This window comes from Parasphingomonas puruogangriensis (genome assembly GCF_036663635.1).
Lineage (GTDB): Bacteria > Pseudomonadota > Alphaproteobacteria > Sphingomonadales > Sphingomonadaceae > Sphingomonas.
Genome location: NZ_JAXOJI010000006.1, coordinates 59,155 through 73,501, shown reverse-complemented (window position 1 = coordinate 73,501; position 14,347 = coordinate 59,155). Strand labels below are relative to the sequence as shown.

Below are 14,347 nucleotides of genomic sequence, written 5' to 3'. Positions count from 1 at the left end.
AGCCAAGACTCGCCATGACATTTAGCGGCTGACGGACGCGCCCGGCGCCGGTATAGCATCCCCTCCCCGCGCTCCCGCGCCCGTTCGCGAAAGATCCTCCCCCGCACCATGAAGTCGATCGATCGCTACATGGTCCGGCTGATCCTGCTGCCGCTAGTGTCCACGCTCGTCATTTCGGCGATGCTGCTGGTGCTCGATCGCATGCTTCGGCTGTTCGATTTCGTCGCCACCGAAGGCGGGCCGATTGCCGTAGTGTGGAAAATGCTCGCCAATCTACTGCCGGAATATTTGGGGCTCGGCATTCCGATCGGTCTGCTGCTCGGCGTGCTGCTCGCGTTCCGCAAGCTCGCCACCAGTTCCGAACTCGACGTGATGCGCGGCGTGGGCATGAGCTATTGGCGGCTGTTGCGCGTGCCGTTCATGTTCGCCTTCGTGCTGGCTGCCGCCAACCTGGCGATCGTCGGCTTCGTCCAGCCCAAGGCGCGCTATGCCTATGAAGGCCTGCGCTTCGAGCTGCGCACTGGCGCACTTGGCGCGTCGATCAAGGTCGGCGAATTCACCCATTTCGGTGAGCAGATGACGATCCGCATCGAGCAAAGCCGCGAGCAGGGGCGCAAGCTTTCCGGCATCTTCGTCAAAGCCGTGACCAAGAATGGCGCCTCCTATGCGGTGACAGCGGAAACCGGCAAATTCCTCGCCACCGACAATCCGGAAGAGATCGTTTTCCAGCTCACCAACGGCGTGCTGGTCAACGATGCGCCTAATCTCCCCTCACCCCGCGTGCTGACGTTCAGCACGCACAATCTGCCCATCCCGCTGCCCAAGATCGGTAACTTCCGGGAGCGCGGCGACAGCAGCGTCGATCAAGCGTTGCGCAACGTCGAACTGACCCTGCCCGAACTGGCCAAGATGGGCCACGATCCCAAGGCCGACGCGCATTTGCGCGATAAGAGCCGCGCGGAATTCCACTTCCGGGTGGTCGAAGTGGCGACGATGTTCTTGCTGCCATTGCTCGCGCTGGCGCTGGGGATCCCGCCGAAGCGCTCGAGCTCGGCGCTCGGCGTGTTCCTGGCGATCGTGATGGTTGTCACCTATCACAAGGTGAACCAATATGCCGCGTCGATCGGCAGCTTGGGCAAGATCGACCCGCTGATCGCCTTGTGGACCCCGTTCGTGATCTTCGCGGCGCTGGTCGGCTGGATGTTCTACACCATCGCCTATGTGCCCGATGGCCAGCCGATAGGCGGGCTGGAGCGCGCCGCCGGCAAGGCGGGCAAATGGATTTTGCGCCGGATGCCCGGCCGCCGTCGGGAAGCATTGGCATGAAGAACTTCCTGCAATTCTTCCCGTCGCGTGTTGTCGCGATCTACATGGCGCGGCTGTTCGTGGTGCGCACCTTCGCGATCATGGCGGCCTTGGTATTGGTACTGCAGGCGCTTGACCTGCTCGGCCAGACCGGCAGCATCCTGGCCCAGCCGGGCAATGGCGACGCCGAAGTGTGGCGCTATGTCGGCCTCCGCGCGCCGCAGATCATCGCCTTCATCCTGCCCTTCTCGGTGCTGCTCGGCACGATCCTGACGCTATCCACGATGAATCAGAATAGCGAAATCATCGCGCTGAAGGCGTCCGGCCTTTCGGCGCACCAGGTGCTCGCGCCGCTGATCGCGGCCAGCCTGGTGGTGGCGATGATCTCGTTCGCGTTCAACGATCGCATCGTCGCGCGCGCCTCGGCGACGCTCGCACAATGGCAGAAGGTCGATTACGGCAAGCTGCCGATCGACCGCGGCGACCGCTCCAACGTGTGGGTCCGCGATGGCGACGATCTGATCGAGGTCGGCCAGATCAAGGGGCGCCGGGCCGGCGCACGGCTGGGCAACATCACGCTGTACGACCGCGCCAAGGGTAATTTGGTGTCGATCGTCCAGGCGCCGCGCGGCAGCTATACCGGTTCGGCCTGGCGAATCGAAGATGCCACGCGCTTCGACGTGGCGAGCGGCCGCGCGACCAAGCTCGGCACGGTGGTCGTCGCGCAAGGCGTGCGGCCCGATCAGTTTACCCTGGCGACGGTCGATGCCGAAGGTCTGTCGTTCGGCGCGTTGCGCGAGGCCATTGGCGATCTGTCCGATGCCGGGCGGCCGACCAAGGCGCTGGAAGGCGCGGCGTGGCATAAATTGTCCGCACCGTTGTCGGCAATACTGATGCCGCTGCTCGGCGCTGTCGCCGCATTCGGCGTGGCGCGATCGGGCAAATTGTTCCTGCGCGCGGCGATCGGCATGGGACTCGGCTTCGCCTATTTCGTGGCGGATAATTTCGCGCTCGCGATGGGCAATTTGGGGGCGTACCCGCCATTCCTGGCGGCTTGGGCGCCGTTCCTGCTGTTCTTTTTGATCGGTGAGGCAGTGCTGGTGCGAACCGAGGAATAGGCTCACCTGCTGCCGTTACCCGGACTTGTTCGCCAATGATCGCGTGCTAACACGCAGCCTCTTGGTCCCCGCGAAAGCGGGGGCCCAGGGACGCAAGCGATGACGTTTGGTCCCCTAGGCTCCCGCTTTCGCGGGAGAACAGGAAAGGACCTGTTCGCAAAGGCATAATTGCCAACCTGTTCGGGCCCACTGCGCTTTGCAGGCAAAGCGCGGGTGGAGGAGTGGACCCCGGAACCAGTCGGAGTGACGAATGGAGGCTAGCGCGCCACCATCGTCGAGCGGGCGATCTTCGCGACCAGGCCGGGCAGGCCCGGATAGCTCGCCTTGTGATACGGCGACGCCGCATCCAACGCTGCCGAGATGCGCCGGTGCGCCTCGCCCAGCGCGTGATACGGCACGCCCGGCAGCAGGTGGTGCAGCGCATGGTAACGCAGGCCGACCGGCGCCCACAGCATCGGCAGCAAGGCCGGCGGCGGCACATTGACCGTATCAAGATATTGCGCGGTGACGGTCATCGCCTCGCCTTCGTTTTCCCACAGATGCGCGACCAATGTGCGGATCTGGTTCAGCACCATCGATGTCGAGAGAATGGCGAGCCCGATCGCGAAGGCGCGCGACGGAATGACGCCGGTGGCAACCATAGTCAGCAAAGCGATCGCCCAGACACTGGCCGCCGCTTCCTGCCACAACCATTCGCTACGCGCCTGACCCTCGGGCAGACGGCGGCGGAACTGCGGGTTGATCGACAGTGACGAATAGCGCTCGACGGTCAGCTTGCGCACCGCTGGGATCAGCAGCGACAGAGGCGACAAGATGGCATAACGGATCAACAGCGCGATCGGCGCGAGGATCGAGACCACGATGAACAAGGGCAGCGTCCACGGCTTCATCAGCGCCAGCGGCAGATATTCGGGATCTTCCGCCGTGCCATACCGCGTGCGCGCGTGGTGCAGATTGTGCACGCCTTCGTACATAAAGGACGGCACCAGCAAAGGAATGCCTGCGATCAGGTTCCAGCCGAGATGGAAGCCGGGCACGGCCGACGGCTTGAAATGCGTCAGTTCGTGAATGAAGCTGCCGGCGCGATACAGTGCGAGCACAGAAATTACCCCGGCCAGGATCGCCAGCCCGGTGGACGGCAACATGATCGCCGCGACCAGGCCGCCATAGCCGACCACCGCGGAGGCGATCAGATCGGCCCAATACACCACCGGCTTGTGCGGCAGCAGGTCGCGGGTCAATTCGGCGGCGGTGCGCAGCATCGCGCGATCGTCGGCGATGCGTTCGCGCGCCACCCGCGTGGCTGGCGTAACGGCGTCGGCGGGCTGCCGGGCGAAGGTGAGCGAGCTATCCATGGTGCGTTGCATTACAGGTAGATAGTGGCGCTACGGTGGCAATCAACGCCTGCTTGACAGGAACCCGCGGACGCTCGACGGGGCACCCAGTCCATAAGAGGCACCGATCTTGGCCACGCAACAGCTCTCCATCCGCCCCGTCGATACCAAAGCCGATCGCAAGGCCTTTGTCGAACTGCCCTATCGCCTGAATGCCGACGACCCGAACTGGGTGCCGCCACTCAGACAGGAGGAGTGGGACAAGCTCGATCCGAAGAAGAACGGCTGGTACAGCCATGCCGAGGGCGCGCTGTTCATCGCCGCACGCGGCGGCGGCGACGGCGGCAGCGACCGGGTCGTCGGGCGCATCGCCGCGCATATCGACACGCTCGCGCTGACGCTGCCGCCCGAACAGGGTTTCGGCCCCGGGGTAGGCAGTTGGGGGATGCTGGATTGCGAGGATCGCAACATCGCGCACGCGCTGATCGCCGCTGCGGAAGGCTGGCTCAGGGGACGCGGCATGACCAAGGCGCTGGGCCCGATCAGCCAGTCGGTATGGGACGAACCCGGCTTGCTTGTGCAGGGCCACGATCATCCTCCCACGGTGATGATGGGGCATCACGCGCCCCACTATCAGGAATGGATCGAAAGCGCCGGGTATCGGCCCGCCAAGACCTTGCTGACCTATGAGTTGGACATCACGAAGACCTTCCCGCCGATCTGCGGGCGGATCATCGCCGCGGGCGAGAAGAATGCGCGCATCCGCATCCGCAAGGTCGTCAAGGCGAACTTCGATGCCGAAGCGGCGATCATCCTCGATATCCTCAACGATGCGTGGTCGGACAATTGGGGCTTCGTGCCCTTCACGCCGGAAGAGATCATCGACGTTGGCAAGAAATTGAAGCCGATCGTGTTCGAGGATCTGATTCGCATCGCCGAAGTGGATGGCGAGCCGGTGGCGTTCATGATTACCCTGCCCGATCTCAACGAGGCGATCGCGCCCTTGAAGGGCAACCTACTGCCGTTCGGCTGGGCGAAGCTGCTGTGGTGGCTGCGCGCGCCGCAAGTGAAGACGATGCGCGTGCCGCTGATGGGCGTGGTCAAGCGGCTGCAATCGTCGCGCATGGCGAGCCAGTTGGCGCTGATGATGATCGAATATATCCGCCGGGCGGCCGTGGCCAATTACGGCGCGTCGCGCGGCGAGATCGGCTGGATCCTCGACGACAATCAGGGCATGCGCTCGATCGCCGACATTCTCGAATGCGATGTCAACAAGACCTACGAGATCTACGCCAAGGAACTGTGACGGACTGGCCCGCGGCGGCGTCGTCGCCGCGGGCGCATCCGACGCTCATTTGGCGAGCGGATCGAAGCCCTGATCGAGCCATTGTTCGCGCGTCTGGCAGGTCTTCTGCGGTAGGCGCGATCCGGTCACTGTATCGATGACGCAATAGCGTTTGGCGGTCACCGGCTTGGCGCTTGTTGTCTGAGCCGGCGCGGTATTGCTGGTCACATTGGCGGTAGGTTCAGCGGAAGCGCGGCCGGTGTCGGCGAATGCGGGCGACGTGGCAGCAATGAGCGCGCCCGAGACTGCGAAGATGACGGTCTTGATCATGATATCCTCCATCCGACCGGCATTCTGACCGGTCGTGACTGTGTTAGTGCATTATGCATGCCAAACACTTGGATTGCCGAATATCAATGACTTAGCGGTTTTTCGAGCGCCTTTCGGGCCGGAAAGTCGCGAGGATTTGGTATATTGCGCCAATCATCGGCAGATCAGAAACGGCGTGAAATGCCCAAATACATTTCCGTGTCCGGCGATTGGCGGTTGAGCCCAGCGTTGATGCCGCAATCGAGCTGCAGATCGTCGCCCACCATATAGCCCAGCGACACGCCGGCGAGCGCCTGACTGGTTTTTTCTGCGGGATCGCGGTCGCGCAGCAACTGCACCTCGAGGGTCGTGGTCAGCTGTTCGCTAAGCTTGATGCCGAGCCCGGCGACGCCGCTATAGGCGAGATGGCGGCCATTGCCGTCCTCGTCGACCGCGGCGTCGAGCTCCGGGGTAAATTGCAGATTGAGCGTGTCGTTAAGGTCGTAGCTGATCGGCGCCAATAGCCCCGCGCCCCAATCCCCTGCCCCGGTCGGCATGCGGCCGACCGGCAGCGTTGCGAACGAAGAAACGGCCGCGGAGAAGCCGCTGCCGTCGGGACTGACAAGGTTAGCCTTGAAGCCGAGATAGGCATCGCCGACGCGATTTGCGCTGTCCACGCCGCCGGCAACCTTGTCGCGCGTGCGGACATGGCCGAACGGGGTCCAGCCGGCCTGCAGCTCGACCGTGTCGGTAACGCCGAAGCGGATTTGCGTATCGCCGACGAGGATCGTGTCTTCGCGTGCGTCGCTATTGTCGTCGCGCGTCCAGTCGACAAGCGCGGTCTCGACCGAAATCTTGCCAGGCGAGATCGTGCACGGCGTGGTGCCGAGACCGGGACGCGACGGACAATAATCACGCTCCTCGGCCAACGCCGGCGCGGCAATTGCCGCCGACAGAAACAGGCCGGCGATCATGGGGCGCAACGTCATTTTGAATTCCTAGCGGAGACGGATCCAGGTCGGGGCATGGTCGCTGGCCTTTTCGCGCCCGCGATACTCCTTGTCGACGCCGGCGTCAGTGAGGCGATCCGCGGCCACTGGCGAGAGCAGCAGGTGATCGATGCGGAAGCCCGCATCGCGTTGCCATGCGCCGGCCTGATAGTCCCAGAAGGTCCATACGCCACCCTTGGGGAAGCGCGTGCGCAGCGCATCGGTCCAGCCCTGCGCGACGAGCCGGCGAAAGCCCTCGCGACTTTCCGGCTGCATCAGCGCATCGCTGGCCATCGCACGGACCGAGAAGGTGTCGTCGTCATTGGCGATGACGTTATAATCACCCGCCAGCACGACCGGCTTTTCTTCTGTCAGGAGTGCAAGGGCACGCGCTGACAGCCGCTCGATCCAGCGCAATTTGTACTCGAATTTTGGGCCGGGCTGCGGATTGCCGTTGGGGAGATAGAGTGAGGCGACGACCACGCCGTTCACCTCAGCCTCGAGATAGCGGCTATGCTCGTCCTCGGGCTCGCCTTCCAGCCCGCGCTGGCGCTCGATCGGGTCCTGGCCCTTGGCAAGGATGGCGACGCCGTTCCAAGCCTTCTGGCCATGCCACAGCGCGCCATAGCCGGCGGCGCGGATCTCCTCGATCGGGAAAGTCTCGTCGCTGGTCTTGAGCTCCTGCAGGCAGACGATATCCGGCTGCTGCTCGGTGAGATATTCGATCAGGCGCGGCAGGCGCGCTTTGATGCCGTTGATATTGAACGTGACGATCTTCATGCGCGCAGATCAGACCGAAAAGCTGGAGCCGCAGCCGCAACCCGAGGCGGCATTGGGGTTCTCGACCTTGAAAGCGGCGCCACCCAGCGATTCGACATAGTCGACCGCGCAACCGCGGACCAAATCGAGGCTGATCGAATCGACCACCAAACGGGCGGCATCCGTCTCCGCCACAACGTCGTCGTCGGCGATACTGTCGGCGAGTTCGAATTTGTACTGGAAGCCGGAACAGCCGCCGCCATCGACCGCGAGGCGCAAGATGGCGGGCTTGCCTTGCCTGGCCGCGATCGCCGCGACGCGCGCGGCAGCAGACGGGGTCAGGGTGACTTCAGCGGGTGCGAGTGTGGCCATGGAGCTGAGATAGGCGGTCGTGGGGGGCACGGCAACGGCTAGTACCATTTCCAAGCACAGACCGTCACCCCGGACTTGTTCCGGGGTCCGCTCATCGGCTTCCGCTAAGCGCAATAACCGTGCGCCAGGCTGGCGGCACGGTGGACCCCGGAACAAGTCCGGAGTGACGAGTAGGATCAATCCGTCGCGGGTGCCGGGCCGCCGACGGCGACCGGGATCGTGTGCGCGGAGCGGCTCTGCAGGCCAGCCAGATAATCGGCGGTCTGCAGGAACGGCACCGGGCTGACGGCGTGGCCGTCGATACGGACTTCATAGTGCAGGTGCGGACCGGTCGAACGACCGGTCGAGCCCATCAGGGCGATCAACTGGCCACGCTTCACGCGGGCGAGCGGCGCGACCAGGATCTTGGAGAGGTGGCCGTAGCGCGTCTGGATGCCCTTGCCATGGTTGATCTCTACCAGATTGCCATAGCCGCCAGCGCGTTCGGCGCGGCCGATAACGCCGTCCGCCGTGGCGTAGATCGGCGTGCCGACCGGGCCGGGAATGTCGACGCCGGCATGCATCGCCGCGGTGCCGCGGAACGGATCCGAGCGCACGCCGAAATTGCTGGTAAAGGTCATGTGATCGACCGGCTGGACCGAAGGAATGGCGATCGCGCCCTGTTCGACCGTGTCGAGCTTCTTCCAGGTCATGAACAAAGAACGGAATTGCAGGTCAGTCTGCGCCTCGGCGTTGGTCGTGCTGGCATCGGCCGCTTCGAACAGACCACCCTGGGCGGCGACACGGGCCGGCGTGGTCGCCGCATCGGCTGGCTCGGCTGCCTGGGCGATGCCGCAGGCCGAAAAACAGATCGCCATCGCAGCAACATTCCGGCTGATCATCCCGGTGCGGACCCGAGCAATCTTTTCCGCGACAATAGCGACTGAAATATTGGTCATTAGTCCCCGGCGATCTTGCTGTGGACATCGGCACTTGCCGACGCCCGCCCTTGAACTCGTCACGATCGCAGCCCCTCCGCGTTCCGACCCATTCCTTCTGACCGACGGCATCCGCCCAGAGCAAGGTTAATCGGGCGTTCGCGCGGTCAAATGCCGGAGTTGCACGGCGAGCCGTTAAATCGGCGATCAATCGCAGCGCATTTTTCCGGGAACCGAATGGAAGAATCAGCGTTGCGCGCGAATTGCTTGAGACAATTGAGCTTTTTTCAAAGCGCGCGAACGGCATCCAGCACTTGGCCGACGTGACCGGGCACGCGGACCTTGCGCCAACTGCGCACGAGCGTTCCGGCGGCATCGAACAGGAAGGTCGAACGGTCGATCCCCATATAGGTTTTGCCGTAGAGCTGCTTTTCGATCCAGGTGCCGAACGCGGCAAGCACGGAACCGTCTTCGTCCGAGGCGAGCGGCACGGCGAGGTCGTATTTGGCGATGAATTTCTGGTGCTTGGCCGGCTTGTCCTGCGAGATGCCGAGCAGCGTGCAGTGCAGCGCCTGGAAGTCGGCAAGCGCTGCACTGAATTCCTGTGCTTCACGCGTGCATCCCGGCGTATCGTCCTTGGGATAAAAATAAACGACGAGCGGACGGCCAACGAAATCGCGCAACTGGAAAGGCGTGCCGTCGGGCGCGGTCAGTGCAACCTCGGGCAGCGTGCCCCCTTGTTCAATCGCCATTGTCACCCCCGATATCGCGCCAGAATTGCATCACCTCCTGCCGCGTACGCGTGAACGCGGCAAGCGTCTCGGGCCAATCGAGCAAGCCGACCGCGCGGGCGATCAGCGCCTGCGTGGTCGGCTCTGGAATCTGCGCATCGGGCGCTACGAGCCGCAGCGTGACGATCAGCCGGGTGAGCAGATCGTGCGCCGCGCGCAGCGTCGGCGGCGCAAGGCCGGCGGCGATCAGCGCATCGATCGCGCGACCGAGATTGGGATCGAAGCCGGTGCGGTGGACGAGTTGCGCGACGTGCACAGCGAATTCGAGATCAACCAGCCCGCCGGGCGACATTTTGGCGTCGAGCGGTCCTGCGGGCGGCTTATGCGCCGCCATCTCCGCGCGCATCTTGATCGCATCGGCGACGATGTCGCGCGCCGGGCGGCCGCCGGCCAGCACCGCATCGATCACCGCGACGGTCGCGGCACGCGCGCCAAACACCACGCGGGCGCGGGTCAGCGCCATATGCTCCCAGGTCCAGGCGCTTTCGCGTTGATAGCGTTCGAAGCCGTCGAGCGAGACGCTTAAGGGCCCTTGCGTACCGGAGGGACGCAACCGCGTATCGACTTCGTATAGCGGCCCCGCGGCGGTGGCCACGGAGAGCGCAGCGGTCAGCCGTTGCGCCAGGCGGTTGTAGTACAGCACCGCGCCGAGCGGCTTGCCGCCGTCCGATTCCGCGGCGAAATCACCGGTGAACAGATAGATCAGATCGAGATCCGAAGCGTGGGTCAGCGCCGCACCGCCCATCCGGCCAAGCGCCAGCACGATCAGTTCGCTATCCGGGACGCGGCCGTGCTTGGCGGCGAAGTCCCGCACGGTGGCGTCGGCGAGCACCTGGATCGCCGCTTCGGCGACGCGGGCATAGCCGGCGGACACATCGAGCGGATCCGCGGCGCCAGCGACGATCTGCGCGCCCAAGGCGAAGCGCTTCTCGCCGACGATCTTGCGGACATGATCGAGCTGCGCCTGATAATCGCGCGTATCGGCCATTTCCGCCGCCAGTTCGTCAACCGAACCGACCGCGTCCAAGGCCGTGGCGTCGATCAGCCCATCGAGCAGCGCGGCGCGTTGCCCGAGCGCGTCGGCGAGCGGCGCGGCGTGGCTGAGGATCGCGCCGAGCAGCCGCGCCAGCGCCGGGCGTGCTTCGAGCAGGCGCAGAAAATTGATTGCGCTTGGCAAGCGCGATAGCATCGCATCGAGCCGGAGGATCGCGGCATGGGGATCGGGGGCCGTCCCAAGCGCATCGATCAGGCCGGGCAGCACCGCCTCCAGTGCGGCGAGCGCCGCGGGACTGCGCAACGCGGCATAGCTACCGGCGCGCCATTGCTCGACGCGCTGCACGGCGCCGGCCGTGTCGGCAAACCCGGCGGCAGCAAGCTGTTCGGCCAGCCGCGTGCGATCGTGCGACAATGCGTCGCCTTCATCCGGCTCGATCGCGTCGTAGATCCGCGCCGTGCTGGCGACGTGCGGGCGGAGCAGATCGAGCAGATCGGCCCCCTGCCCCAGGCCATGCAGCCGCGCGACATGGTCGAGCGCATCGCCGGTCGGCAGGTGATGCGTCTGGCGGTCGTCGATCATCTGCACGCGGTGCTCTATCGTGCGTAGCAGGGCGTAGCTGTCGGATAACGCCTGCGCCTCTTGGGGGGCGACCCACCCGCCTGCCGCCAAGGCGGCCAGCGCATCGCGCGTCGCCGGGGCGCGCAGCACAGGCTCGCGGCCACCATGGATCAGCTGATGGATTTGCGCGAAAAACTCGACCTCGCGAATGCCGCCGCGGCCGCGCTTGAGATCGAACCCCGGGCCGAACGCCTGGCCCTGCGCATGATGATCGCGAATGCGGCGCGAAATCCCGCGGATCTCGCCGATCGCGCCGAAATCGAGCGCGCGACGCCACACGAACGGCCGGATCGTCTCGAGGAACCGCTCGCCGAGCGCGACATCGCCGGCGGCGGCGCGCGCACGGATGAACGCGGCGCGCTCCCAAGGCAGCGCCTGCGATTCGTAATAACCGATCGCCGCTTCCACTGGCAGCGCCGCCGGCGTCGCCTCGGGCGACGGCCTCAGGCGGAGATCGACGCGCACCACATAACCGTCGCCATCGCGCGCCTGCAGCAGTTCGACAACGCGCTTGGCGATGCGCACCGCCGCTTGTTGCGGTTCTTCCTTGCCGCGGCACGGCAAGGTCGCCGGATCGAACAACAGGATGGGATCGATGTCGGACGAGTAATTGAGTTCGTGGCTGCCCTGCTTACCCAGCGCAATAGCGACAAAACCGCGCGGCTCGGCGTCGGGCGTGCGCTCGAGCATCGCGGCGCGGATCGCGCTGTCGAGCGCGCGATCGGCAAAGGCGCTAAGCGCGCCGGTGACTGCGGTCAGATCCAGCACGCCGCTGAGGTCGCCGATCGCCACGAGCAGCGCCAACCGCCGCCGCTCCAGCCGGAGCCGCCGCGCGACGGGCATGGCGGGATCGTCGATCGCCACGGCATCAAGCGAGGGCAAGATGCCGCTGTCCAGCATGCCAGCAAGCTCGGGCTCGCGCGCCAAGATCATCTGCAGGAACGGCGCATGAGCTCGCGCCCGAGCGACGGCAGAAAGGATGCGAGCGTCAGCCATGGTGTCCGTCATGCAACAGCACTCGACCATTTGACCTTGTCAAGCATCGGCAAGAAACAAAAGCGATTGATGATCGTTAGGCCGATATGTCCAAAGTATTCGATACCCACCGTCGCAAAGCAAGCTGTGGTGGCACGTTCGTCGCTGCGCCGCGCCCGTGCGACCGATTGAGCGGCGCGTTGCATCGTGCTTATGACAATGGACGCGGCATGCCGGACGACTTTCTGCGCCTCCTGGCACAGCTCGACGAAATCTAATCTCCGCTGCGATCGCGACTGAGACTTTCCACTTCGCCCATGATCGTATCAAGCGCGGTCATGCCCGGCTCATTGCTGTGCGTGCGCCGTGACGGCAGCGAGCCGTCGCCGAGGATCGTTTCCAGCGCGACGCGTCCGCGCGCGACACGGCTCTTGATCGTGCCGACTGCAACACCGCAAATCTCCGCTGCTTCTTCATAGGCAAAACCGCCGGCGCCGACGAGGATCAACGCCTCGCGCTGTGGCTGCGGCAGGTGCAGCAGTGCACGCTGCATATCACCAAGCTCGACATGGCGATCCTGGCTGGCCGGTGCAGCCAAGATCTTGTCGGCGACGAGATCGTCCCACTCGCCCTTGAAGCGCGCGCGGCGCATCTGGCTGAGATACAGGTTGCGCAGGATGATGAAGGTCCAAGCGCGCATGTTGGTGCCGGCCTGGAAGCGCAAACGCGCGGCCCAGGCCTTCATCAGCGTTTCCTGCACTAGGTCATCGGCCAGGTCGCGATTACCAGACAGGGAGCGACCAAAAGCGCGCAGATGCGGAATGACCTGCGCGAGCTCTTTCTTGAACTCCGGATCGGACAGCGCAACGTGTTCCACGACCACATCCTGGCCGGTCTCGTCATCACTCGTGTCGGAATCGATCATTGCCACCCGCTTTTGCCTCGCTGGACTTCAACATAGGTATACGGCCAGCCGGATGCCAGCGCGTCCCCGCTCAATCGCTCGCGCGTCAGCCCGCGTAGAATAAGAAGGCAAAGATCACGATGACGAGCACCAGTGAGATGCCCAGGATGTAACGCGTCATGTGCGGCGTAGCGCCAGCGCGTGCTTCATCCCCGGACACACGGATTTTTTCGTTCGGATCAGTCATGGCTTACCAAACCCGCGAAAAACGTTTTGGGTCCGTATCGTTGGGAACTTTTGTCGATACGGACCCGCTTTTTTAGAGCTCCGGCACCGTCGCGGAGTCGAAGAACAGCGCCTGGCTGATCGCCGCCTTAACGGTCGAGCGCTGGAACGGCTTGGTAATCAGGAACGTTGGCTCAGGCCGCTCGCCAGTCAACAGTCGCTCCGGGAATGCGGTGATGAAGATCACCGGCACGTTGAACTCCGCCAGGATATCCTTGACCGCGTCGATGCCCGACGAATCGTCGGCGAGCTGGATGTCGGCGAGCACCAGTCCGGGGCGATCCTCCATCGCCAGCGCAACCGCTTCGTCACGCGTCACGGCGACGCCGGTGACATCATGACCGAGATCGCGAACGATCGTTTCGATATCCATGGCGATGATCGGTTCGTCTTCGATGATCAGCACGCGGGCGCGGGTCTGCTTCTCGATTTCGGCAAGCGCTTCGGCCACCAGGCTGTCGACTTCGGCTGCATCGACGTCGATCAGATACGCCGTATCCTCAGGCGTGAAGCCTTCCATCGCGGTCAGCAGCAACGCCTGGCGCGACAGCGGCGTCATCCGGGCCAGCCGGGCGCGCGCGATCGATTCCTGATCGTCATCGTCACCGGCGCCGGCATTTTCCGGCGTCTCGTCATAATTGGTCGAGGTCCAGATTGCCTGGAACATGCGATACAAACCGAGCCGGGGATCGACGTCGCGCGGAAATTCGTCCGGTGCGGCAACGATCGCCTCCAGCGTGGCACGGACGTAACGGTCGCCATGCGTCTGGCTGCCGGTTAGGGCCCGGCCGTAGCGGCGCAGGAAAGGAAGATGAGGGGCAAGCTGCTGTCCAAGCGACATGGCTGTCGGGGTCTCCTGACATGAAAATAGCGCCGCCCTTGTGAAAGCCGGCCGACGTCAATGCAATGCGTTTCGAAACGCCCGGTAGATGCCGGACTTTTTCGCATCGCAGGTGGAACAATCGGGTCGCAATTTGGTTTCATTCACTCGCCACGCAATTTGTGCGAGGCATATCGGCGTGGTTGCGTTTCCGGTCGTTACGCTTATGCGCCTGCATGTGTTGGCGTTGATTGTTTAAAGGCCCGGCGTGCGCCGGATGCTTCAAGGGACACGGCATTGCATTCGGGCGATAATTCGGCAGGCGCTGCGACGACCAAGACCCAGGGCGGCAAAAGCCAGATTGCCAAGCCGGCGACGGCAAAGGTCCAGAACAAGGATCGTGACATGGGCGCCGCCTTGCGCACCGTGTACCAGAAGACGGTCGAAGAACATATTCCGGCGGAGATGCTGGACCTTTTGGGTAAGCTCGACTGAAGATGAAGTGACCGCTACATCGTGACCAATCCCGACGACGACGGCCACACCGTCCCGCTCCGGTCCGCCAACCG

At 64.2% G+C, this 14,347-nt stretch carries 16 protein-coding genes; 4 read left to right on the top strand and 12 right to left on the bottom strand.

The features are described from left to right. Nucleotides 1-108 precede the first annotated feature (108 nt). Together lptF and lptG are read left to right on the top strand one after the other, a co-directional pair. Nucleotides 109-1,326 (top strand): LPS export ABC transporter permease LptF, encoded by a 1,218-nt coding sequence (gene lptF / locus U1739_RS14715; protein WP_332709322.1) that lies wholly within the window; start codon nt 109-111, stop codon nt 1,324-1,326. Next, nucleotides 1,323-2,423 carry an LPS export ABC transporter permease LptG gene (gene lptG / locus U1739_RS14710; RefSeq protein WP_332709321.1) on the top strand — a complete coding sequence of 367 codons (1,101 nt, stop codon included), beginning with the start codon at nt 1,323-1,325 and terminating at the stop codon, nt 2,421-2,423. The genes lptF and lptG overlap by 4 nt, the downstream gene beginning before the upstream one ends. A 257-nt stretch (nt 2,424-2,680) precedes the next feature. Here the strand turns inward: lptG and U1739_RS14705 are convergent, their stop codons facing one another. Next, nucleotides 2,681-3,778: a fatty acid desaturase family protein gene (locus U1739_RS14705; protein ID WP_332709320.1), complete on the bottom strand. Its 1,098-nt coding sequence runs from the start codon at nt 3,776-3,778 to the stop codon at nt 2,681-2,683. A 109-nt stretch (nt 3,779-3,887) separates the two neighbouring features. On the opposite strand from U1739_RS14705, the gene U1739_RS14700 reads away from it, so the two are divergent. Then, nucleotides 3,888-5,063, top strand: a complete 1,176-nt coding sequence (locus tag U1739_RS14700) for an N-acetyltransferase (protein WP_332709319.1) — start codon at nt 3,888-3,890, stop codon at nt 5,061-5,063. Nucleotides 5,064-5,108: 45 nt separating this feature from the next. Here the strand turns inward: U1739_RS14700 and U1739_RS14695 are convergent, their stop codons facing one another. From U1739_RS14695 to U1739_RS14645, 11 genes are all read right to left on the bottom strand, one after another. Further along, the gene (locus U1739_RS14695; RefSeq protein WP_332709318.1) at nt 5,109-5,372 is read right to left on the bottom strand and encodes a hypothetical protein; all 264 of its coding nucleotides are present in this window, start codon (nt 5,370-5,372) and stop codon (nt 5,109-5,111) included. A 164-nt stretch (nt 5,373-5,536) separates the two neighbouring features. Further along, complete coding sequence (locus tag U1739_RS14690) at nt 5,537-6,340, bottom strand: transporter (RefSeq protein WP_332709317.1); 804 nt, start codon at nt 6,338-6,340, stop codon at nt 5,537-5,539. Between the two features lie 9 nt (nt 6,341-6,349). Beyond that, nucleotides 6,350-7,120, bottom strand: coding sequence for an exodeoxyribonuclease III (xth, locus tag U1739_RS14685; protein ID WP_332709316.1), 771 nt, complete (start codon nt 7,118-7,120; stop codon nt 6,350-6,352). 9 nt (nt 7,121-7,129) lie between these two features. Continuing rightward, nucleotides 7,130-7,471: an iron-sulfur cluster insertion protein ErpA gene (erpA, locus tag U1739_RS14680; RefSeq protein ID WP_332709517.1), complete on the bottom strand. Its 342-nt coding sequence runs from the start codon at nt 7,469-7,471 to the stop codon at nt 7,130-7,132. Nucleotides 7,472-7,647: 176 nt separating this feature from the next. Beyond that, on the bottom strand, nt 7,648-8,409 hold the full coding sequence (locus U1739_RS14675) for a M23 family metallopeptidase (RefSeq protein ID WP_332709315.1): 762 nt from the start codon (nt 8,407-8,409) through the stop codon (nt 7,648-7,650). Nucleotides 8,410-8,675: 266 nt separating this feature from the next. Further along, nucleotides 8,676-9,140 (bottom strand): peroxiredoxin, encoded by a 465-nt coding sequence (locus U1739_RS14670; RefSeq protein ID WP_332709314.1) that lies wholly within the window; start codon nt 9,138-9,140, stop codon nt 8,676-8,678. Next, nucleotides 9,130-11,790: a bifunctional [glutamate--ammonia ligase]-adenylyl-L-tyrosine phosphorylase/[glutamate--ammonia-ligase] adenylyltransferase gene (glnE, locus tag U1739_RS14665; protein WP_332709313.1), complete on the bottom strand. Its 2,661-nt coding sequence runs from the start codon at nt 11,788-11,790 to the stop codon at nt 9,130-9,132. The genes U1739_RS14670 and glnE overlap by 11 nt, the downstream gene beginning before the upstream one ends. 8 nt (nt 11,791-11,798) lie before the next feature. Beyond that, nucleotides 11,799-11,975 (bottom strand): hypothetical protein, encoded by a 177-nt coding sequence (locus U1739_RS14660; RefSeq protein WP_332709312.1) that lies wholly within the window; start codon nt 11,973-11,975, stop codon nt 11,799-11,801. Between the two features lie 68 nt (nt 11,976-12,043). Continuing rightward, complete coding sequence (locus tag U1739_RS14655) at nt 12,044-12,694, bottom strand: sigma-70 family RNA polymerase sigma factor (protein ID WP_332709311.1); 651 nt, start codon at nt 12,692-12,694, stop codon at nt 12,044-12,046. Nucleotides 12,695-12,779: 85 nt separating this feature from the next. After that, nucleotides 12,780-12,920 (bottom strand): hypothetical protein, encoded by a 141-nt coding sequence (locus U1739_RS14650; RefSeq protein ID WP_332709310.1) that lies wholly within the window; start codon nt 12,918-12,920, stop codon nt 12,780-12,782. A 72-nt stretch (nt 12,921-12,992) separates the two neighbouring features. Next, on the bottom strand, nt 12,993-13,799 hold the full coding sequence (locus U1739_RS14645; protein WP_332709309.1) for a response regulator: 807 nt from the start codon (nt 13,797-13,799) through the stop codon (nt 12,993-12,995). 276 nt (nt 13,800-14,075) lie between these two features. Between U1739_RS14645 and U1739_RS14640 the strand changes: the two genes are divergently transcribed. Further along, complete coding sequence (locus U1739_RS14640) at nt 14,076-14,273, top strand: NepR family anti-sigma factor (RefSeq protein ID WP_332709308.1); 198 nt, start codon at nt 14,076-14,078, stop codon at nt 14,271-14,273. The last annotated feature ends 74 nt before the right edge of the window (nt 14,274-14,347 follow it).

Excerpts from the sequence above, each read along its gene's own strand:
- U1739_RS14675 (WP_332709315.1), bottom strand. The coding sequence starts at position 8,409 with ATGACCAATATTTCAGTCGCTATTGTCGCGGAAAAGATTGCTCGGGTC.
- U1739_RS14690 (WP_332709317.1), bottom strand. The coding sequence starts at position 6,340 with ATGACGTTGCGCCCCATGATCGCCGGCCTGTTTCTGTCGGCGGCAATT.
- U1739_RS14655 (WP_332709311.1), bottom strand. The coding sequence starts at position 12,694 with ATGATCGATTCCGACACGAGTGATGACGAGACCGGCCAGGATGTGGTC.
- lptG (WP_332709321.1), top strand. The coding sequence starts at position 1,323 with ATGAAGAACTTCCTGCAATTCTTCCCGTCGCGTGTTGTCGCGATCTAC.
- erpA (WP_332709517.1), bottom strand. The coding sequence starts at position 7,471 with ATGGCCACACTCGCACCCGCTGAAGTCACCCTGACCCCGTCTGCTGCC.
- U1739_RS14650 (WP_332709310.1), bottom strand. The coding sequence starts at position 12,920 with ATGACTGATCCGAACGAAAAAATCCGTGTGTCCGGGGATGAAGCACGC.
- lptF (WP_332709322.1), top strand. The coding sequence starts at position 109 with ATGAAGTCGATCGATCGCTACATGGTCCGGCTGATCCTGCTGCCGCTA.
- U1739_RS14705 (WP_332709320.1), bottom strand. The coding sequence starts at position 3,778 with ATGGATAGCTCGCTCACCTTCGCCCGGCAGCCCGCCGACGCCGTTACG.
- xth (WP_332709316.1), bottom strand. The coding sequence starts at position 7,120 with ATGAAGATCGTCACGTTCAATATCAACGGCATCAAAGCGCGCCTGCCG.
- glnE (WP_332709313.1), bottom strand. The coding sequence starts at position 11,790 with ATGGCTGACGCTCGCATCCTTTCTGCCGTCGCTCGGGCGCGAGCTCAT.
- U1739_RS14645 (WP_332709309.1), bottom strand. The coding sequence starts at position 13,799 with ATGTCGCTTGGACAGCAGCTTGCCCCTCATCTTCCTTTCCTGCGCCGC.
- U1739_RS14670 (WP_332709314.1), bottom strand. The coding sequence starts at position 9,140 with ATGGCGATTGAACAAGGGGGCACGCTGCCCGAGGTTGCACTGACCGCG.
- U1739_RS14660 (WP_332709312.1), bottom strand. The coding sequence starts at position 11,975 with ATGCAACGCGCCGCTCAATCGGTCGCACGGGCGCGGCGCAGCGACGAA.
- U1739_RS14695 (WP_332709318.1), bottom strand. The coding sequence starts at position 5,372 with ATGATCAAGACCGTCATCTTCGCAGTCTCGGGCGCGCTCATTGCTGCC.